Source organism: Corynebacterium mucifaciens (assembly GCF_012396315.1).
In the GTDB taxonomy this organism is placed as follows: Bacteria; Actinomycetota; Actinomycetes; order Mycobacteriales; family Mycobacteriaceae; genus Corynebacterium; species Corynebacterium mucifaciens.
The window spans coordinates 110,795-131,207 of record NZ_JAAXPF010000004.1 but is presented as its reverse complement, the minus strand read 5'-3'; the positions used below and the strand labels follow the sequence as shown (position 1 = coordinate 131,207).

19 protein-coding genes are annotated in these 20,413 nt (G+C 66.0%); 17 read left to right on the top strand and 2 right to left on the bottom strand.

Features of this window, described 5'->3' with window-relative positions; translation table 11 throughout:
• The first annotated feature begins 32 nt into the window (after positions 1-32).
• From HF989_RS05190 to HF989_RS05130, 13 genes are all read left to right on the top strand, one after another.
• Positions 33-1,457, top strand: coding sequence for an FtsW/RodA/SpoVE family cell cycle protein (locus HF989_RS05190; protein WP_168684513.1), 1,425 nt, complete (start codon positions 33-35; stop codon positions 1,455-1,457).
• A gap of 7 nt (positions 1,458-1,464) precedes the next feature.
• Complete coding sequence (murG, locus tag HF989_RS05185; protein ID WP_168684511.1) at positions 1,465-2,547, top strand: undecaprenyldiphospho-muramoylpentapeptide beta-N-acetylglucosaminyltransferase; 1,083 nt, start codon at positions 1,465-1,467, stop codon at positions 2,545-2,547.
• Positions 2,544-3,965, top strand: coding sequence for a UDP-N-acetylmuramate--L-alanine ligase (murC, locus tag HF989_RS05180; protein WP_168684509.1), 1,422 nt, complete (start codon positions 2,544-2,546; stop codon positions 3,963-3,965). Before murG ends, murC begins: the two co-directional genes overlap by 4 nt.
• A complete protein-coding gene (locus tag HF989_RS05175) occupies positions 3,966-4,613 on the top strand; it encodes a cell division protein FtsQ/DivIB (protein ID WP_168684507.1) in 648 nt (215 codons plus the stop codon).
• 133 nt (positions 4,614-4,746) lie between these two features.
• Entirely contained in the window at positions 4,747-5,940 is a 1,194-nt protein-coding gene (gene ftsZ / locus HF989_RS05170; protein WP_038614228.1) for a cell division protein FtsZ, read from the top strand.
• A gap of 14 nt (positions 5,941-5,954) precedes the next feature.
• Positions 5,955-6,680 carry a peptidoglycan editing factor PgeF gene (gene pgeF, locus HF989_RS05165; RefSeq protein ID WP_246233806.1) on the top strand — a complete coding sequence of 242 codons (726 nt, stop codon included), beginning with the start codon at positions 5,955-5,957 and terminating at the stop codon, positions 6,678-6,680.
• Positions 6,673-7,383 carry a YggS family pyridoxal phosphate-dependent enzyme gene (locus HF989_RS05160; RefSeq protein WP_168684505.1) on the top strand — a complete coding sequence of 237 codons (711 nt, stop codon included), beginning with the start codon at positions 6,673-6,675 and terminating at the stop codon, positions 7,381-7,383. Before pgeF ends, HF989_RS05160 begins: the two co-directional genes overlap by 8 nt.
• Before the next feature lie 49 nt (positions 7,384-7,432).
• Complete coding sequence (locus HF989_RS05155) at positions 7,433-7,963, top strand: cell division protein SepF (RefSeq protein ID WP_038612343.1); 531 nt, start codon at positions 7,433-7,435, stop codon at positions 7,961-7,963.
• Between the two features lie 18 nt (positions 7,964-7,981).
• Complete coding sequence (locus HF989_RS05150) at positions 7,982-8,293, top strand: YggT family protein (RefSeq protein ID WP_038612340.1); 312 nt, start codon at positions 7,982-7,984, stop codon at positions 8,291-8,293.
• 126 nt (positions 8,294-8,419) lie between these two features.
• Complete coding sequence (locus HF989_RS05145; RefSeq protein WP_168684503.1) at positions 8,420-9,448, top strand: DivIVA domain-containing protein; 1,029 nt, start codon at positions 8,420-8,422, stop codon at positions 9,446-9,448.
• A 239-nt stretch (positions 9,449-9,687) separates the two neighbouring features.
• Complete coding sequence (ileS, locus tag HF989_RS05140; protein WP_168684501.1) at positions 9,688-12,864, top strand: isoleucine--tRNA ligase; 3,177 nt, start codon at positions 9,688-9,690, stop codon at positions 12,862-12,864.
• A 264-nt stretch (positions 12,865-13,128) separates the two neighbouring features.
• Positions 13,129-14,427: an HNH endonuclease signature motif containing protein gene (locus tag HF989_RS05135; protein WP_168684499.1), complete on the top strand. Its 1,299-nt coding sequence runs from the start codon at positions 13,129-13,131 to the stop codon at positions 14,425-14,427.
• Between the two features lie 43 nt (positions 14,428-14,470).
• Positions 14,471-15,853, top strand: coding sequence for a DNA polymerase IV (locus HF989_RS05130; RefSeq protein ID WP_168684497.1), 1,383 nt, complete (start codon positions 14,471-14,473; stop codon positions 15,851-15,853).
• Here HF989_RS05130 and HF989_RS05125 read toward each other — a convergent pair.
• Positions 15,842-16,735, bottom strand: coding sequence for an asparaginase (locus tag HF989_RS05125; protein ID WP_168684495.1), 894 nt, complete (start codon positions 16,733-16,735; stop codon positions 15,842-15,844). The genes HF989_RS05130 and HF989_RS05125 overlap by 12 nt on opposite strands.
• Before the next feature lie 75 nt (positions 16,736-16,810).
• Here HF989_RS05125 and HF989_RS05120 point away from each other — a divergent pair, with 75 nt between their 5' ends.
• Positions 16,811-17,413, top strand: coding sequence for a WKL family lipoprotein (locus tag HF989_RS05120; protein WP_168684493.1), 603 nt, complete (start codon positions 16,811-16,813; stop codon positions 17,411-17,413).
• Here the strand turns inward: HF989_RS05120 and HF989_RS05115 are convergent, their stop codons facing one another.
• Complete coding sequence (locus HF989_RS05115; protein ID WP_168684491.1) at positions 17,414-18,337, bottom strand: hypothetical protein; 924 nt, start codon at positions 18,335-18,337, stop codon at positions 17,414-17,416.
• A gap of 49 nt (positions 18,338-18,386) precedes the next feature.
• On the opposite strand from HF989_RS05115, the gene lspA reads away from it, so the two are divergent.
• From lspA to HF989_RS05100, 3 genes are read left to right on the top strand one after another with little or no spacing between them, the layout of a single operon-like run.
• A complete protein-coding gene (gene lspA, locus HF989_RS05110; RefSeq protein WP_168684489.1) occupies positions 18,387-18,908 on the top strand; it encodes a signal peptidase II in 522 nt (173 codons plus the stop codon).
• On the top strand, positions 18,898-19,827 hold the full coding sequence (locus HF989_RS05105) for an RluA family pseudouridine synthase (RefSeq protein WP_168684487.1): 930 nt from the start codon (positions 18,898-18,900) through the stop codon (positions 19,825-19,827). The genes lspA and HF989_RS05105 overlap by 11 nt, the downstream gene beginning before the upstream one ends.
• Positions 19,828-20,328 (top strand): hypothetical protein, encoded by a 501-nt coding sequence (locus HF989_RS05100; protein WP_168684485.1) that lies wholly within the window; start codon positions 19,828-19,830, stop codon positions 20,326-20,328.
• Positions 20,329-20,413 lie beyond the last annotated feature (85 nt).

Genomic DNA, 20,413 nt, shown 5'->3' with positions numbered 1-20,413 from the left:
ATGCAATCGACGCTCCGGATCGAAAGGGCAGCATGACGGTTCCACGCGCACAACGGGCACGCGCACAACGGCCGGGCGCGCCGCGCACGCAAGCGGCGCCCGCTCCTGAGTCGAAGCTCAGCGCAGCTGTTAGGCGCATCCGAAGCGCGCTCGATGCCCGCCCGCTGATCGACTACACGATGATCCGCAGCATCGTGCTATTCCTCGCCGGTCTCGGCGTGGTAATGGTGATGAGCTCGTCCATGGCCACCTCATTCGCCGCCAGCGCCAGTGTGTGGGCGCAGGCCGCTCGCCAGTGCTTTATGGTCTTTCTGGGGCTCGGCGCCTTCTGGGCCGCGTTGCAAACTCCGCCCGAGCGACTGCGCAACCTGTCCAACTGGCTGATGGTTGTGGCCGTCGTCTTGCTGGTTGCCGTGCTCACTCCGCTGGGCACAGGCCGCGAAGAGGTGGGCTCGCAATCCTGGCTCGTCGCCGGCCCGATACGCGTGCAGCCCTCCGAGTTCGCCCGCGTCGCAATCGCCATGTGGGGCGCGAAAATTTTGGCCAACAAGGATCCGCGACGGCTGCTCAAGGCAGACAACGGCTTCGCCGCATTCATTATGGTTTCCCTCGTGTGCGTCACGCTGATCGCCATGCAGGGGGACATGGGCATGGCCTTGTCGCTTGCCGTCGTGGTCGCCTTCATCCTCCTGTTTGCGGGCGTGTCCCTGAAAGCCGTCGGCGTGGTAATCGCCTCCGGCTTCATCGCGCTTGTGGCGATCTTTTTGTCCGGCAGCTTCCGCTCGGACCGCTTCCACGTGTACTTCGACGCCCTGCATGGCCATTTCGACGACGCCAAGGGCGTCGCCTTCCAATCCCACCAGGGTTTCTTATCGCTGGCGGACGGGCACATCTTCGGCGTGGGCCTCGGCCAATCCCGCGCCAAATGGTTCTACCTGCCGGAGGCGCGCAACGACTTCATCTTCGCCGTCATCGGGGAAGAGCTGGGCCTGTGGGGTGGTGCCCTGGTGATCCTCCTCTTCGCGCTTCTGGGCTACTTCGGCATGCGCACGGCGCGCCGTGCGCAGACGCAGTACCAGACCCTCATGGCCGCGTCGCTGACCGCGGCGGTCGTGTCCCAGGCCTTCATCAACATGGCGTACGTCATCGGGCTCCTTCCGGTCACCGGCATCCAGCTCCCGATGCTGTCTGCCGGCGGCTCCTCGGCGGTGTTCACCCTCGGCGCGATGGGCGTGCTGGCGTCGGTCGCACGCCACGAGCCGGACGCCGTGTCGTCCATGCAGAACTACGGCCGCCCCATGTTCGACCGCATCCTGTGCATCGGGGAGCCGCGGGCGCCGAAGCAGCGGCACCCAGCCGCCACCCCCGCGCCCCGCCGGAAGCGCTACGGCACCCCGGTGACGCAGTCGGCGCGTGGCTACCATGGTCAGCCGCACAGACCCACGCCGCGACACTAGGAGAGCAATGACTACCGAGAATTTCAGCGTCGTCGTCGCAGGCGGCGGCACCGCGGGCCACATCGAACCCGCGCTGGCCGTGGCAGAGGTGCTTCGCGACGCCTACGGGGCCAACGTTGTGGCCTTGGGTACCGAGCGCGGGTTGGAGACCACCATCGTGCCTGCCCGCGGGTTCGAGCTCGCACTCATCGACCCAGTGCCGATCCCGCGCAAGCAGCCGTGGAAGCTGGCAGCGGTGCCATTCAAACTGAACCGAGCTGTGCGCCAGGCCCGGCAGGCCATGCAGCGCGCTGGGGCCGACGCTGTGTTCGGCACGGGCGGATACGTCTCCGCGCCCGCCTACCTCGCGGCCAAGTCGCTCGGACTGCCCTTCTTCGTACTGGAAACCAACGCGCTGGCTGGCATGGCCAACAAGCTCGGCGTCAAGCTCGGAGGAACGGGCTTCAACGCAGTGGCGAACTCCGGCATGGCGGGCGACGTTGTCGGGGTGCCCGTCCGCCCGGGCGTGGGCGTGGACCCGGACGGCGCAAAGCGCGAGCGCGGACTGCGCGTGTGGGGGCTTGACCCGCAGCGGCCCACCATCTTGGTCACCGGCGGCTCGCAGGGCGCCGTGAGTATCAACTCCGCGATTGCCGACGCGGTAGAGCCCCTCACCGCCGCGGGCTACCAGATCGTGCACGCGTACGGCCGGAAGAACGACGCGCCCGCCACACACGAGCATTACACCGCCGTGCCCTACATCGACGATATGGAGGCGGCCTACGCCGTCGCGGACGTGGTGGTGTGCCGCTCCGGCGCGATGACGGTGGCGGAAAACTCCGCTGCGGGCCTGCCCGCCATCTACGTCCCCTTGCCGCACGGCAACGGGGAACAAGGATTGAACTCCGCCCACCTCGTGGCCACCGGGGCTGCGCTGCGCATCGACGACGCGGCGTTGAGCGGCGAAGCGCTCGTCGAGAAGCTGCTGCCGCTGCGCGACCCGGAGGCCCGCGAGGTGATGCGCTCGGCGCTGCAGGACTCGGGCGCGGGCAGCGTGGCCGAGGACCTCGCCGGGCGTGTTGCAGCTGCAGCTGGAAAGGACAGAACATGACCGATCTCTCCCGCGTCCACCTCATTGGCATCGGCGGCGCCGGCATGTCCGGTGTCGCGCACATCTTGCTTGACCGCGGTGCCACCGTAACCGGCTCTGACGCAAAGGATTCCCGCCCAGTGCGCGCCCTCAAAGCGAAGGGCGCAACGATTGCGCTCGGCCACGACGAGGCCAACCTGGAGCTGTCAGGTCAGCTGCCCACCGCTGTGGTGACCAGCTTCGCCGCCATCCCGCAGGACAACCCGGAGCTCGTGCGCGCCAAGCGCGAGAGCATCCCGCTCCTGCGCCGCTCCGACCTGCTCGCGGAGCTGATGGAAGGCTCGACGCAGCTTCTGCTCGCCGGCACGCACGGTAAGACGTCCACCACCTCGATGGCGGTGGTGGCGTTGCAGGCTGCGGGGGAGGACCCCTCGTTCGCCATCGGCGGCCAGCTCAACCGGGCCGGCACTAATGCCCACCACGGACGCGGCGAGGTGTTTGTCGCAGAGGCCGACGAGTCGGATGCGTCGCTTCTGCGCTACTCGCCGGATGTCGCCGTGATCACCAACATCGAGCCCGATCACCTCGATTTCTACGGCACGAGGGAGAAATACTTCCAGGTTTTCGACGACTTCGCCGACCTCGCCAAGCACGTCGTGGTGTGCTTGGACGACGACAACGCCGCGCAGTGCGGCGAGCGCGCCATGGAGCGAGGGCTGACCGTCTCCGGGTACGGCACCGCCGAGGCCGCCGCGCGCCGCCCCCGCATACCCGCGGGGGCGGTGGTCACCGGCGAGCGTCAGGAGGGCGAGCACGCCGTGATCGAGGTGGAGCTTCGCACCGGGCGCGTCTCCGGCGACGTGATGTACACCATGGCCATTCCGGGCCGTCACATGGTGCTCAACTCCGCCGCCGCCCTGCTGGCGGGCACGCTCGTGGGTGCGGACCCGGCCAAGCTGGCCCAAGGGCTGTCCGAATTCACCGGCGTGCGCCGCCGCTTTGAATTCAAAGGCGACGTCGACGGCATCCGTGTCTACGACGACTACGCGCACCACCCCACAGAGGTCGACGCGGTGCTCACCGCCGCGCGCGACAAGGTCGTAGCCGAAGGCAAGGGCGGCCGGGTAATCGTGTGCTTCCAGCCGCACCTGTACTCGCGCACCCGTGAGTTCGCATCCGAGTTCGCCGCGGCGCTGTCGCTAAGCGACGAGTGCATTCTGCTGGACATCTACGGGGCCCGCGAAACGCCGGTGGAGGGGGTGACCTCCCGCATTATCGCCGAGCAGATGACGGTTCCGGTGCGGTTGGAACCGGACTTCTCCGCGGCGCCGGCCACCGTGGCGTCGGTGGCGAAGCCCGGCGACCTCGTGCTCACGATGGGCGCGGGCAGCGTGACCTTGCTTGCCGACGAGATCCTCGACGCCCTGCGGGAGGCGTAGATGTCGCGTCGCGCCATTGCCATCCTCATTGGTTGCGTCGCGGTCGTCGCGGCTGTCGTGGCGGCGCTGCCGTTTACCCCCGCGATGCCGGTGGACGCGGTCAACGTTGAAGGCTCCGTGAATCTGCCCCCTGCGGAGGTCGAGTCGCTCTCAGGCATCGAGGTGGGCACCCCGATGGGGCGGGTGGACGTGCGCGGTGCCGCGCACCGCGTAGCCGGCAACCCCTGGGTGGAATCGGCCACCGTGAAACGGCAGTGGCCTAACGCGGTGGACGTCACGGTCGTGGAGCACACCCCCGTGGCGTGGATTGACCAAGATGGCGAGCCGCATTTGATCAACAGCGAGGGCGAGGACTTCGTTGTGGCGCAGCCCCCGGTGGGCGCGGTGCAGCTCGTGGGTGTCGCCGAGGATCAGATGCGCGACGCGGTCGAGGTGGCGTCCTCGATCACCGATGCAGCGCGCCCGCAGGTCCGCGAACTGACCACTGAAGGAAACCACAGCTTCGTGCTGAAACTCGATGGCGAGCGCACGGTGGTCTGGGGCGCGGCGGAGGACGACCGGAACAAGGCGCTCGCGCTCGAAACCGTGCTGCAGTTGCCGGGACAAACATTCAACATTTCCAACCCGGAACTGGTCACCTCGCGCTAAACGCGCAGGTCACAACCCTAAAGTAAAGGTTTAGGGTTGTGACACGCCGACCCAGAAAACAAATTCCGGCACGCTTTCGCACAAGATGGACAGCAACTGTCAGAACCAACTTGTGAAAGGCGAGACCACCACCATGACCTCTCCCGCCAACTACCTCGCCATGATCCGCGTCGTCGGAGTCGGCGGCGGCGGCGTCAACGCCGTCAACCGCATGATCGAGGAAGGCCTGAAGGGCGTCGAGTTTGTTGCCATCAACACCGACTCCCAGGCGCTGCTGTTTACCGATGCCGACACCAAGCTCGACATCGGACGCGAGGCCACCCGCGGCCTCGGTGCGGGTGCGAACCCCGAGGTTGGGCGGACGTCTGCCGAAGACCACAAGCAGGAAATCGAGGAATCCCTGAAGGGGTCCGACATGGTGTTCGTCACCGCCGGCGAGGGCGGCGGCACAGGCACCGGTGCGGCTCCTGTCGTGGCTGGCATCGCCAAGAAAATGGGCGCGCTGACCATCGGTGTGGTGACCCGCCCGTTCACCTTCGAGGGCAAACGCCGCACCCGCCAGGCGCTGGAGGGCATTGAGAACCTCAAGGAGGTCTGCGACACCGTCATCGTCATCCCGAACGACCGCCTGCTGCAGCTCGGCGAGGCCGAGCTTTCCATGATGGAAGCCTTCCGCGCCGCGGATGAGGTGCTCTACAACGGTGTCCAGGGCATCACCAACCTCATCACCATCCCGGGCATGATCAACGTGGACTTCGCCGACGTGCGCTCCGTCATGGCGGACGCTGGTTCCGCGCTCATGGGCGTCGGCTCCGCCCGCGGCGAAAACCGGGTGATGACGGCAACCGAGCAGGCCATCAACTCCCCGCTGCTGGAGACCACCATGGAGGGCGCGAAGGGCGTGCTCATTTCGGTGGCCGGCGGTTCCGACCTGGGCCTGATGGAGGTCAACAATGCCGCATCCATCGTGGAAGAGAAGGCGGACGAGGACGCCAACATCATCTTCGGCACCATCATCGACGACAACCTGGGCGACGAGGTGCGCGTGACCATCATCGCCACCGGCTTCGACGAGAAGGCCAACGCCCGCCCGGCCGAGCCCGCGGAGCACGAGGCGCCGCAGCGCGAGCAGGCCTCCTCCCGAGTTGTGGAAGCGGAGCCCGCCAAGGATGAGTACCAGGCACGCCACCGCTACGAGGCCCCCCGCGGCGGCCTGTTCACCGACCGTGACAGGGACCGCGACGCGCGCGAGCGCCGTGACGGTGGCTTCGACGGCGGTTTCGACGGCGGATTCGACGATGTGGATGTGCCGGACTTCATGCGCTAGTTAAGCTGGCTGGCATGCCAGATCTTTCCACCCGCCCCGTCCGCATGGTGTTCACCTCCCGTGTGGGCGGGGTTTCCGCTGCTCCCTACGACTCCTTCAACCTGGGCACGCACGTCGGCGACAACCCGGAGGACGTCGCCGCGAACCGCTCGCGCTTGGCGGGCATCCTCGGGTTGCCCGCCGACCGCTTCGTGTGGATGGAGCAACTGCACACGAACACAGTCACGCGTGTCGACGCGCCTTCGGCCGTCCCCGTGGAAGCCACCGATGCCCTGGTGACGCGTGAAAAAGACCTCGCGCTGTGCGTGCTGGTGGCCGACTGCACCCCGGTGCTGCTGTCGGACCACACCGCCGGCGTGATCGGGGTGGCCCATGCCGGGCGGATGGGCGCGCGCAACGGCATTGTGAAAAACACAGTGCAGGCAATGCTGGATTTGGGTGCCCAGCCCGCCCGGATCCAGGTGCTCTTGGGCCCTGCCGCCGCGGGTGCGTCCTACGAGGTTCCGGAGGACATGGCCGCGGACGTGGAGAAGCATTTGCCCGGCTCCCGCACGACAACGACGCGGGGCACCGCCGGTATCGACGTGCGCGCGGGCTTGGTGCGCCAGCTGCTGAGCCTGGGCGTTACCCACATCGACGCAGATCCGCGCGACACCATCACCGACCACGATTTCTTCTCCCACCGCCGAGACGGCGTCACCGGACGCCAAGCCGGAGTTATTTGGATGCCCCATGCCTGATCTTTCCCACACCCTTGAACAGAACATCGCTGACGTCCGCCACGCTATCCACGATGCCGAGCGGGCGGCTGGCCGTGCGGAGGGGAGCGTCGAGCTGCTCCCAGTGACAAAGTTTCACCCAGTCGAGCGCATCGTCGAGCTCGCGGAGCACGGGTTCAACCTCGTGGGGGAGAACCGCGAGCAGGAGGCGCGCGACAAGGCATCCCACCTTGCGGGCCGCTGCGGCATTGCCATGATCGGGCAGATCCAGACCAAGAAGGCCAATGCGGTAGCCCGCTGGGCGGCGGAGGTGCACTCGCTGGATTCGGTGAAGCTGGCCAGCGGATTGGAGCGCGGGATGGGCCTCGCGCTCGAGCGAGGCGACCGCACCACAGAGATACTCCCGTGCATGGTGCAGCTGTCATACGACGGCGACGCGGCACGCGGAGGCGCGACTCCTGAGGACGTCCCGGCTGTCGTGGACGTCGTGGAGGGGGCCCGCCACTTGGAACTGGCCGGTTTCATGGTCGTTCCGCCGCTCGACTCGGAGCCCCGTGAGGTGTTTGCCCAGGCCCGCGCGCTCACCGACGCTTACGCCACCCAGCTTGGACGGGGGTTGCGTCTTTCCGCAGGTATGAGCGGTGATTTCCGCGAGGCCATCGCCTGCGGATCGGATATCGTGCGTGTCGGAACAGCCCTCCTCGGCCCCCGGCCCGTACGCTGAACCCCACTTCACCGCCCACGAGCATGCCTGCGTAAAAGGAGCCCCCTGCATGTCCTTCTTTGACAGCGCCAAAGACTTTTTCGGCCTCGGCCCCGTCGACAACGGCGAGGACGACGCGTACTACGACGACCCGCAGTACCACCCAGGCGCGGGTGCGGCTGCCGGCTCCACCGCCTACGACCGCACCGAGCGCCTCGAGCGCGCTGAGCGCCCCGAGCGCCCCTCCCGGGTCGAGCGCGCACCCATCGGCGAGCGTCACGACTCTGTGCGTGAACCCGTGCGCCCCAGCTACCGCTCAACCACCCACATTGTCACCGCCGCTCCGCGCAACTACAACGACGCCAAAGAGATCGGCGAGCCGTTCCGCGACGGCGATGCCGTGGTGATGGACCTAACCGACCTAGACGCCGCCGACGCCAAACGCATCGTCGACTTCGCCGCCGGCCTGTGCTTCGCCCTGCGCGGCAACATGCACAACCTCTCCCGCGGGGCGGAGACCCGCAAGCGGGTCTTTGCAATCGTCCCGGAGAACGCGAAACTGGACAAGGACGACTTGATGCGTGCTGCCGGCTTGCGGTAGCCGCTAGGGTGATGTGGCGTGGCACTTTTCGGAGCAATTCTCTACGCCCTAGTGGGGCTGTACTCACTGCTGGTGATCGTGCGCATCATCGTCGAAATGGTGGAGGCGTTTTCCAAGCAATTTGACCCGCCGCACTGGTTCATCATGGTGGTCGAGCCTGTCCTCAGGGTGACGGATCCTCCCGTGAACGCCCTGCGCAAACTTATTCCGCCTCTGCGGTTGGGCGGCAGCGGGGTGGGTCTCGACGTCAGCGTGATTGTGCTGTTCTTCGCGCTCGCGGTGGTGCAGATGCTCATCGGGGCAACGATGATCAACCCCGCACTGCGATAGCTGTACTTGAGCTTTACCCCGGCCTTCCGGGCAGGTTGGACTACACTCGTCGAACGAAACGGTTACAATTCAGCAGATAACGCTTCGCGCGAGCGAGTACTCACACGATTATCGAAGGGAACGCAAATGCCGCTGACACCAGCAGACGTGCACAATGTCGCTTTCAGCAAGCCGCCGATTGGCAAGCGGGGTTACAACGAAGACGAGGTGGACCAGTTCCTCGACCTCGTGGAGGACACCCTCGCACAGCTGCAGGACGAGAACGACGAGCTTCGTGCCCGTGCGGAAGAGGCTTCTGGTGGCGCAGCTACAGCAACGTCGCAGGCCCCGGCTGCTACCCGTTCCGATGTCGACGAGAACGCTCTGCGCTCCAAGATCGAGGCTGAGCTTCGCACCAAGTTCGACGAGGAGCTCAACTCGCTCAAGCGCGACAACGAAAAGCTGGAGCGTGACCTGCGAACCGCTCGCACCGAGCTGGACAACGAGAAGAAGAAGGCCGCCCGCGACCGGCAGCAGGCAGAGGCGGATCGCGCCGCTGCGGGCTCCAGCCAGCGCGTGAAGGACACCGACGCCCGCGCTACCTCCAAGGCGGCAGCCTCACAGGATGCGGCCGACACCGGTGCTGAGTCCGACTCTTTGGGCCAGAGTCACATGCAGGCTGCCAAGGTGCTTGGCATGGCGCAGGAGATGGCGGACCGCCTGACCTCCGACGCAGAGCGCGAAGCATCCACCTTGGTGTCCGAGGCCCGTGAAACCGCGGATCGTGAGATCCAGGAGGCGAAGGCCAAGGCGAAGCAGGTGCTTGACGACGCTGACACCCGCTCCCGCTCGCAGCTCCAGGAGGCGGAGACCCGCTCCAAGCAGCTCGTGACTGACGCGCAGAAGAAGGCCGAAGAGACCACGAACGACGCCAACTCCCGCGCCGAGGCACAGATCCGCCAAGCGGAGGAGCAGGCCAATAAGCTGAAGTCCGAGGCCGAGCGCAAGCACACCGAGATCATGAACACGGTGAAGCAGCAGCAGACCGCGCTGGAGAACCGCATTGCGGAGCTTCGGACCTTTGAGCGCGAGTACCGCACCCGCCTGAAGACCATGCTGGAGTCCCAGCTTGAGGAGCTCGAGGCGCGCACCACCACCGCGCCGAACGAGAAGTAACACCTCGTTCTTCACAAACGCCCAGCATCGTTGTACGATGCTGGGCGTTACTCGTAACACGCGTTGATCCGGCCATCACCGGGGAGCGTTTCCGGAAGAACGGCCACTGCGCTTATTAGACCCGGACGTCGCATACGGAAGACGACACTTCCTTCACCGCAATGAAGTGGGGGCGTGTGCCCCAAGCAGGGTGGTACCGCGCAACACTGCGTCCCTGCACGGCTGAAGGAGGAGTAGCCATGGTTGGCAACGTCTACCCAAAGGTTGACATGACGGGCGGCAGCGACCGCTTCCCGGACATGGAGCGCGTCGTGCTGGATTACTGGGGCGCCGACGGCACGTTCAAGGCCTCGCTTGAGCAGCGCGAGGATTGCGAGGAGTACGTCTTCAACGACGGCCCGCCGTTCGCAAACGGCATGCCCCACTACGGACACCTGCTCACTGGCTACGTCAAGGACATCGTGCCGCGTTTTCGCACCATGGCCGGGTACCACGTCCCGCGCGTCTTCGGCTGGGACTGCCACGGTCTGCCTGCGGAGCTGGAGGCGGAGAAGCAACTGGGCATTACTGATAAAGCCCAGATCGAGGACATGGGCTTGGAGCAGTTCAACGAGTACTGCGCGAAGTCAGTGATGCACTACGCGGGGGAGTGGGAGGACTACGTCACTCGCCAGGCGCGCTGGGTCGACTTTGAAAACGGCTACAAGACCATGGACCCGGAGTACATGGAGTCCGTCATGTGGGCGTTTAAGGAGCTCTACGACAAGGGCTTGATCTACCAGGGCTTCCGCGTCCTGCCGTACTCCTGGGCCGAGCACACTCCGCTGTCCAATCAGGAGACCCGCCTGGATGACTCTTACCGTGACCGCCAGGACCCCACCGTCACCGTCACGCTGCCGTTGACCGGCGGCCGGGAAGGATTCGCGGGGGCGGAGACGTGGGCACAGCACCCCGAGCTTCACGACGCGGCTGCGATCGCGTGGACCACCACCCCGTGGACCCTGCCGTCGAACTTGGCGCTCGCCGTCCACCCTGAAGTGGAGTACTCGTTGGTGACGGTCGGTGCGGACGGGGCCGAAGGTTTCGTCGATAAGCAGCTGCTGCTGGCGACGAGCTTGCTCGACGCGTACGGCAAGGAGCTCGGCGACTACGACGTGGTGGCCACGTACGTGGGTGCCCAGTTGGAGGGCTTGGAGTACGAGCCAGTCTTCGACTACTTCCGCGACCACGACAACGCGTTTATGATCCTCAACGCCGACTACGTCACCACCGAAGACGGCACCGGTATCGTCCACCAGGCGCCGGCGTTCGGTGAGGACGATATGCTCACCTGCCAGAAGTACGGCATCGACCTTGTCATCCCTGTGGATGCGGACGGCAAGTTCACCTCGCTCGTGCCCGAGTACAAAGGCAAGCTGGTCTTCGACGCCAACCGCGACATCATCCGCGACCTGCGCGCGAAGGGGAGGGTGGTCCGCGATCAGACCATCGTGCACTCCTACCCGCACTCGTGGCGCTCCGGCGAGCCGTTGATCTACATGGCCCTGCCTGCGTGGTTTGTGAAGGTGACGGATATCCGTGACCGCATGGTGGAGCTGAACCAGGAGATCGAGTGGATCCCTGAGCACATCCGCGATGGCCAGTTTGGCAAGTGGCTCGAGGGTGCGCGCGATTGGAACATCTCCCGCACCCGCTACTGGGGCTCGCCGGTGCCGGCGTGGGTGTCCGACAACCCGGAGTACCCGCGTGTGGACGTCTACGGCTCCTTGGACGAGCTGGAGCGCGACTTTGGCACCCGCCCGAAGTCGCTGCACCGCCCGCACATCGACGAGCTGGTCCGCCCCAACCCGGACGACCCGACCGGTAAGTCCATGATGCGCCGCGTGCCGGACGTGCTCGACTGCTGGTTCGAGTCCGGTTCCATGCCGTTCGCCCAGTACCACTACCCGTTTGACAACCGCGAGGAGTTTGAGACCCGCCAGCCGGCGGACTTCATCGTGGAATACTCCGGCCAGACCCGCGGCTGGTTCTACGTGCAGCACGTGCTGTCCACCGCGCTGTTTGACCGCGTGGCGTATAAGAAGGTGGTCGCGCACGGCATCGTGCTCGGCTCGGACGGACAGAAGATGTCTAAGTCCAAGGGCAACTACCCGAACGTGATGGAGGTCTTCGACCGCGACGGCTCGGACGCCATGCGCTGGTTCCTCATGTCCTCTCCGATCCTGCGCGGCGGTAACTTGATCGTCACCGAGCAGGGCATCCGCGAGGGCGTGCGCCAGGCACTGTTGCCTATCTGGAACGCCTACACGTTCCTGCAGCTGTACTCCTCCGAAGAGGCGCAGTGGTCGGTGGACTCGGACAACGTGCTGGACCGCTACATCCTGGCCAAGACGCACGACCTCGTTGCATCCGTGGGCGAGGCGCTGGAGGACACCCGTATCGCGGACGCGTGTGACGAGGTCCGCCGCTACGCCGACACGCTGACCAACTGGTACGTGCGCCGCTCACGCGACCGGTTCTGGGAGGGGCAAGAGGCGCACCCGGAGGCGTTCAACACCCTCTACACGGTGCTGGAAATCGTTTCCCGCACGGTGGCGCCGCTGCTGCCGTACGTCTCCGAGGTGATCTGGCGCGGCCTGACTGGCGGGCGCTCGGTGCACCTGACGGACTACCCGGAAGCCGCGAACCTGCCGGCCGACGCAGAGCTCGTCGCAGCGATGGACGCCACCCGCGCGGTGTGCTCTGCCGCCTCGTCGGTGCGCAAGTCGAACAAGCTGCGCAACCGCCTCCCGTTGCCGACGCTCACCGTCGCGCTGCAGGACGCGGCCAGGCTCGAGCCGTTCCGCGACACCATCCGCGACGAGGTGAACGTAAAAGACGTGGTACTGACTGACGACGTCGATTCCGCCGGATCCTTCGAAGTTGTGGTCAACGCGAAGGTGGCCGGCCCCTCGCTGGGTAGGGACGTGCAGCGCGCGATCAAGAACGTCAAGGCAGGCAACTACGAGCGACGCGGCGACGATGTGGTTGTCGATGGCGACATCGTGCTCACCCCGGAGCTCTACACCGAGCGCCTGGTGGCAGAGAACCCGGAGAGCACCGCCCGCGTGGACGCGGACGGCACGGTCGGCTTGGTGGTGCTGGACACCGAGGTCACCGAGGAACTCGAGGCCGAGGGCTGGGCGGCAGATGTCATCCGTGGTCTTCAGGACGCCCGCAAGCGAGAGGGCCTCGAGGTGTCCGACCGCATCGCGGTCGTGCTTGCGGTGCCGGCCGAGAAGGAAGCGTGGGCTCGCACGCACGCCGAGCACATCGCCTCCGAGACGCTGGCGACGTCCTTTGACGTAGTCACTGAGCCGGTGGACGGCCACGACGTGGTGGAGGGCGTCACCGCGACCGTGCGCAAGAACGGTTAGCTCGCGGACCTTCGCGCTATGCCGCTGCATAGTGGTTTCCTAAACGAGGCCACTATGCAGCGGCATGGTTGTTGCGGGGGGGAGGGGAGCACGGGCCGGTCCTATCACTATGCAGTGGCATAGTTTTTCCTCAACGTGTTCGGCTAACCGCATTCCGGAATTCCGCTGAGTTGTCCTCTTCAGTAGTCATTTTGATTACAACTCTTGATTCGAACATATGACCGTCATATAACGGGAGTACAGCTTCAAACGAGGGGTGTGAACATGACAGCTGCAGTGGACGAACAAGCGCAGGCTCGAACGGGTGGTCTATCAGCGGACCTACTCGAAGAGCAGATCAAAGGTAACCATCTCACGGCGAACCATCACAGGGCGTGGATGCTCGACGCGGTGGGGCAATTCGACGAGCAGCAGCTCGCGGAAACGTACGGGGAAAAAACGACGGCGACTTGGCTCCGTCGCGAACTCAACCTCCCAGAAGCAACGGCGTTTGAGTATGTACGCGTGGCACGGGGATTGCGGAAGTACCGGCGGCTGTTCCACGCGTTTGAATCCGGGGTGATGCCATATTCGACCGTCCGTTTTCTCCTGCGGTTCCTCGAGGAAGAGAGCGAGGAAGAGCTCGTACAGCTGGCGCTCTCTCTGGCTTTCTCCGACCTGAAGTTGGTACTCGCGGGGGCGGGGCCGAAGGACCACGAGCCGACGGAGCCGTACGCCCGCGCGCGCGAGTGCGACGACGGCATGATCGCCTTCGAGTCCCGGCTGCCTGCGGTGGCTGGCCAAAAGTTACTGTCGGCGCTCAAGATCGCGCAGCTGGCCTGTTTCGGCCTCGAAGATCTCGACCCAGCTCACCTGCATGATCCCGAAAAGGCGCAGATGCTTATCGACGACGCAGCTGACGCCGACGACGCCGTCCCAGCCGAGCAGGACCGTCAGCCGCGCAGACGCACCAAAATCAGCGCCGAGAGCATCGCCAACACTGTGTCTCGCTTCGGTCCGCCGGAGAAACAGGACGTCTACGGCGCACTAATGGCCATGATCGACATGGTCAGATCGAACCCGGCCAGCCCGCTGCGCAGCCCCGGCGTGCAAGTGAACCTGATGGTGAACCAGGAAGGGGGTTGCTGGATGCCCGAAAACCGCGCAGCCCGGTCCGAAGATGTGCGAAGCTACCTGGCCAACGCGATGGTGCGCCTACACCTGCTGGACAAAAATGGACTCACTATCAACGTCGGGCGCTCCCAGCGGTTCGCGACGGACGGCCAAGTGCAGGCTCTGCTCGCGGTATGGGGCTATCAGTGCGCGATGCCCGGGTGCTCCCACCGCCGGTTCATCGAGATACACCACCTCAGGGAATGGGAATTCGGCGGGAGGACCGATATGGATAACCTCATCCCACTGTGCTCGAGCTGCCACTCGCAGGTAAGCCACGGCGTGATCACCATCGAGATTGCGGGGCCCGACCTGATTTTCACGTTTAACGACGGGGCGCGGTTCGTCTCACGCGACCGGGGGTTACCCAGGCGGATGGACTTCGTCACCGGATCGTCGTTCGACGAGTGACGGGATTGGTGTTCGGCGTTCAGGGTGGTGCACAGTGGTGGGCATGAATCGCTGGGTGCTGCACATCGACATGGATGCGTTCTACGCGTCCTGCGAGCAGCTGACCCGGCCCACGCTGCAGGGCCGCCCCGTGCTGGTCGCCGGCGTATCCGGGCGCGGTGTTGTCGCCGGGGCGAGCTACGAGGCGCGTAAATACGGCGCCCGCTCGGCGATGCCGACGCACCGTGCAGCGCGCCTCGTCGGCAGCAAGGCAGTGCTCGTCTCACCGCGACGGCCCGTCTACGCCGCGGCGTCGCGCCGGGTGTTTGAGGTGATTGGCAGACACGTCGACGTGGTGGAGCAGCTTTCCATCGACGAGGCGTTCATGGAGCCAGCAGACCTTGTCGGGGCGAGCCCCGAGGAGGTTGAGGAGTGGTCGAACGGGCTGCGGGCGGCGATTAAGGAGGAAACGGGGTTGCCCAGCTCTATCGGGGCGGGACCCGGTAAGCAGTACGCGAAGATCGGCTCGGGGCGCGCGAAACCGGACGGTGTGTTTGTCATCCCGCACGACAGGCAGCTGGAGATTTTGCACCCGATGCCGGTCAACGCGCTGTGGGGAGTCGGCCCCGTGACTGAGACCAAGTTGCTCGCCGCGGGGATTGAAACGATCGGCGATCTGGCCCGCTTGAGCGAAAAGGAGCTAGACATCGCCATCGGCGGGGCGGTAGGCAAGCAGCTGTGGTGGCTGGCGCGCGGGGTAGACGAGCGCCCAGTTGCACCGCGTGCCGTGTCCAAACAGATCTCCTCGGAGCACACCTACCCGCAAGACCTGAGCACCGCCGCGGAAGTGGACGCTGCTCTGGAGCGCGCGGCTGCAGAATCCCACCGACGGCTGCGCAAGGACGGCCGCGGCGCGCGCACGGTGACGGTGAAGCTGCGGATGGCGGATTTCCGCATTGAGTCCCGCTCGGCGACCTTGCCGTACGCAACCGACGACGCGGAGACGCTGCTCGCCACCGCGTTTCGCATCGTGCGTTACCCGGATGAGGTGGGGCCGATCCGCCTCGTGGGGGTGTCCTACTCCGGCCTCGAGGACACGCTGCAGGACGTGCTGTTCCCAGAGCTGGACCAGGCGATTGTGAAGCCGGCGCCCGTGACCGCGGATTACGAAACCGGCGTCAGCGACCACGAAACCCGCTTCGACACCGAGGTGCAGGAGGAAGCGGCACCGACGCAGGGGATCTGGCGCGCCACGCAAGACGTCTTTCACCCGGACTATGGGCACGGCTGGGTGCAGGGGGCGGGTAAAGGCTGGGTAACGGTGCGGTTTGAAACCCGCGCGACTGGGCCAGGCAGGATTCAAAGCTTGCGAGCGGATGACCCAGCATTGCAGCCGGCGGACCCGCTTGACTCCCTGGACTGGGACGACTGGTTCTCACAGCAGTGAGCGGGGGTTTACCCCTGTCGCCAGCGCGGTCGCCAGAGCGATCCGCGCCTGGCCTGCGCTGAGGTAGCCCGCCGGAAGCGCGCCGAGGCTCCCAAGCGTCGAGCCGCCCCCCGCGCCCCCGTACGCGAACGAGACCTCGCCGTACGGCACTGAGGTCGCGACCACTACCGGCACCCCGCGACGTAGTAGCTTTGCGACGGCTTCGCCCATCTCGGCTGACACGTTGCCGGAACCGAGGGCTTCCAGCACGAGCCCGTCGATAGGCGGTAGTGCATTGATGAGCGCGTCGTCGGCGCCGGCCCACGCCCGGATGATCGGGATGCGTACACCCTCGAGTGGGGCGGGAGGAACCGCCATGGGGCGGGGCAGCACGCGCGGGCCCGTGAGGGTGAACGCATCCTCGGCGGTGGTCTGTGTTTTCAGCAGCCCGCGCGCCGGGAGAGTCGCGCCCGCGAAATGCACGATGACGCCGCGGCTGTGCGTGGTGGCGGCGGCCTCGATGGCGCCGCGCAGGTTGGCTGGGCCGTCCGGGTTGGGATGATCTGCCGGCCGCATTGCGCCGGTGAGCACCACTGGGCGGCGGTCCGAGTGGACGAGGTCCAGTGCAAGCGCCGTCTCAGCCATGGAGTCGGTGCCGTGGGTGACCACGACTCCGGAGACGTCACCGTCGCGAAGCAAATCCCGCACAACAGCGCGCAGCAGGTCCACTTCACGCAGGCCCATGGACGAAGAATCCAGGCTGGCAATGTCAATCGCGCGCACGTGACGGGTGGTGCCGCAGGACGCGACGAGCTCATCTGCGGACAGTGTCGGGACGAGTGCTCCGCGAGCATCTTTGGTCGAGGCGATCGTGCCGCCGGATGAGATAACTACCACGCTCATGCAGACAGAGTGCCAGAAGCGAGCGGGTGTGCAGTAACGTGAAGCCGGAGATTTACGCTACGCAAGGAGATCTACGTGAAAGCACCGAAACTTGTCGCAGCCGCGGCCGCCGCTGGACTTGCACTGGGCCTGGCGGCTTGCTCCGAGGATTCGGACACGCCTGAGACTACGACTGAAACCCAGGCGGTGACCTCCGAGGCCGCGCCGGCAGCGGAGATGCCCACGGCGGAGGAGCTCAACGCCGTGCTCCAGCGCGCGGCGGACCCGAACTTGCCTATCTCGGAGCGCGCGAACACGGTGCAGGGCGGCGAGACCTCCCCGGAGCTGTTTGATCTGATGACGCAGTCGCAGCAGCAATCCGGCGCGAACTTCCAGGTGGTCAACCCGGTGCTGCCGGGCTACACCGCCAACTCCGTGCTGGCCACCGTGAACTTCACCCGCCCAGACGCCGAATCCCAGCTGGCGGAAGACGTGGAGTTTGTCCACGAGGACGGCAACTGGAAGATCTCCCAGAGCTGGGCCTGCTTCCTGGTTAGCAACACGCTTGCTCCGGAGCAGGTGCCGGACATGTGCAAGACCAACGCCCCCGCGGCTCCTGAGGCGCCTGCAGAGGCACCCGCCGCGCCGGAAGCCCCGGTTGAGGCTCCTACTGAGGCGCCGGCAGCGCCGAGCCTCTAGCTACTCGACGCCGTACTGCACCGCGCGGGTGATGTCCTGGACCACCCGCGCTTTTTCGTCCCCGCCGTAGATGAGGCGGGTGGTCCAGGCGGACTGGCCGGACACCGGCAGCGGACGGGACAGGTCCACCACCAGCTGCCCTTGCGAGGTGGTGCTGGCTGATTCAACTTCCACGTCCTGCCCGTCGACGGCCACGCTGTCGCGCTGAGGACGCTCTTCAACTGCCACATCAAGCGTCAACCTGTCCCCATCGCGGGAGACCAGGGTGTAGGTGGTGATGCGCGACGTTGCTGCATCACCGGCGACGCGTCGCTGGACCGACCAGCTCGCGCCGGGCCCGATCGGCTCATCCGGGAAAATGACTGCGTTGTTGACAAGGGCGAGTAGCGCGGTTTCCACCTGCTGCAGGCCGCGTTCCGGTGCGCCGTCAGGAGCGAGCAGCTTCAGGCTGGAAATGCTCCCTGAGTCGTCGGCGCGCCAGCTCATGTGGAACCCCTCGGCGGCCGCAACGTCTTGTCCCACGTCCAAATTGGAGTGCTTGCCGGAGCCGACGGTGAAGTCGATGCGCGTGTCGGCATCCTCCTCACCGTCCTCCGGTGCCGGGGCCTCGGTGCTTTCGGCGGCCAGTGGCAGGGTGGTTGTGTCCACGTCGCCGCCCGCGGGTGCCTCTGGCGCAGTACTATCGCCGGGCTGGGCGACGTGCTGGTCCACGCCGGAGGAAAGGGCGACGGTGGTGTCCCATTCGCCGTCGGGGAAGTAGCGCACCTCCTGGGGGTTGTCACCGGGGTTGAGGAGGGTGACCGAAGGGGCGTCGATAGGAAATGCCGGTACCCCGGCCACTGGGTCGTCGTCGGAGGGGGAACATGCGGTCAGGGTGAGAGCAAGGCCGGCGGCGGCGGTGATTATGCGGAGGCTGCGGAACATTCCTCCGAAGCTACCTGGCCCGGGTGCCACCGGCTAAAGTGATACGGCGATGGATCACGCAATTACTCCGGCAAGACCCGCACGTACAGCACCGCGCCACCTCGGCCTCGTGGTGGCCGTCATACTCGCTGTCGCGGCAGTGGACCAGCTGATTAAGCAGCTCATGCTGGGATGGCTGGAGCCCGGCGTGGCGCAGCCAGTGATCGGGGACTGGTTCCGCTTCTACCTGCTATTCAATCCCGGCGCGGCGTTCTCCATGGGGGAAGACTTCACCTGGGTGTTCACAGCGATCCAACTCGCCTTTGTCGTCGGCGCGCTGTGGTTCGCGCCTCGGATGGGCAATCGGTGGGAAGTGCTCGGTCTGGCGTTGGTGGCTGGGGGAGCGCTGGGCAACCTGTGCGACCGACTGTTCCGGGACCCCGGCTTCTGGTTCGGCCACGTGGTGGACTACATCTCTGTGGGCGACTTCGCGGTATTTAACCTCGCCGACGCCGCCATCACCGTCGGTGTGGGCGTGTTCATTCTGGCCACGCTCGCAACCGAATTGAGGGGAGCCGGCGATGAGCGGTGAGTTTCGGGCTCTGCCCGTGCCCGAAGGGCTCGAAGGCATGCGGGTTGACGCGGCTATTGCCAAACTGTTCGGCGTCTCCCGGGCCGTCGCAGCGGAAATGGCCGCGGAGGGCGATGTGCTCGTCGATGGCGCGGCAACGCAGAAATCCGACCGTGTCGCGTCGGGCGCGATGCTGGAAGTCACCCTGCCGGAGCCGAAGCGCACCCCTCAGCCGGTGACGGAACTCGTGGAGGGTCTGGAGATTCTCTACCACGACGCCGATGTCATCGCGGTGGACAAGCCGGTGGGCGTGGCTGCGCACCCCACGCTCGGATGGGAAGGCCCCGATGTCGTGGGCGGCCTGCAAGCGATGGGCTTTACCCTGCCGGATGCCGGGCCGCCGGAGCGCCAAGGCATCGTGCAGCGCCTCGACGTGGGAACCTCCGGCGTGATGGTCGTGGCCGCCAGCGTGCCCGCGTACTCCGCCCTTAAACGCGCCTTCAAAGAGCGGACGGTGGATAAGACCTACCACGCGCTGGTCCAGGGGTTGCCCGACCCAATTGAGGGCACGATCGATGCGCCCATTGCTCGCCACCCCTCGGCGGGTTGGAAGTTCGCCGTCGCGCACGGTGGCCGGCCCAGCGTGACGCACTACAGCGTCATCGAGGCGTTTCGGCGCGCAAGCCTGTTGGATATTCACTTGGAAACCGGCCGCACCCACCAGATCCGTGTCCACATGTCCTCCGTGGGGCACCCGTGCGTGGGCGATCCGATGTACGGTTCCGACCCCAATCTGGCCCGGGAACTCGGCTTGAAGCGGCAGTGGCTGCACGCCACCAAATTGGGCTTCACCCACCCGCGCACCGGCGAGTACATGGAGGTCGTGTCGGACTACCCCGACGATTTGCGCGCTGCGCTGGAGAAGGTTCGGCAGGGCTAAATGCGGGCGGCGATCGTTGCTGCGGCGGCGCTTGTGGTCGCTGGTTTTTGGGCGGTGGGTGTCGCCGTGCCCCCGGAGCCGCCAGTGCCGCAGGGAGATGAGCTCGGCCCGCTGCCGGGCGAATCCACCCAGGCGTACGTGCAACGGGCGGAGGGAACCCTCGACCACGAGGACGCCTCGTTTTCGCTGGTCACGTTCGCCCTCCCCCTCGACGCGCCTGCAGCGGTGGCGGCGCTCCAGCCGGCCCCGCGCGTGAGCGCACTCGTTGTTGCCGGCGAGGCTCCGATCGTCGTCCCGGAGCCGTCGCCAGGCAGCTCGCGTATCGACGTCCTCCGGGCCGCCACCACGCAACCCCTCACCAGCGCCGTGGTGTACGCCACGCGAGAAGAGCTCCGTCGGATCACGGACGATTACCGCGTGCTTGCAGTGGAAATGCTGCCGGCTGATGCGGTGTGGGGTGCCTTCACACTCACCCGGTCAGCGACGGGTGGACGTGTATAGTTTTGCAACGTTGCATGCAGGCCCCTTACGCGAGGAGATCTCTTGACTTCCCACACCGACAGCTCGACCGCACGCAGGCGTTTTA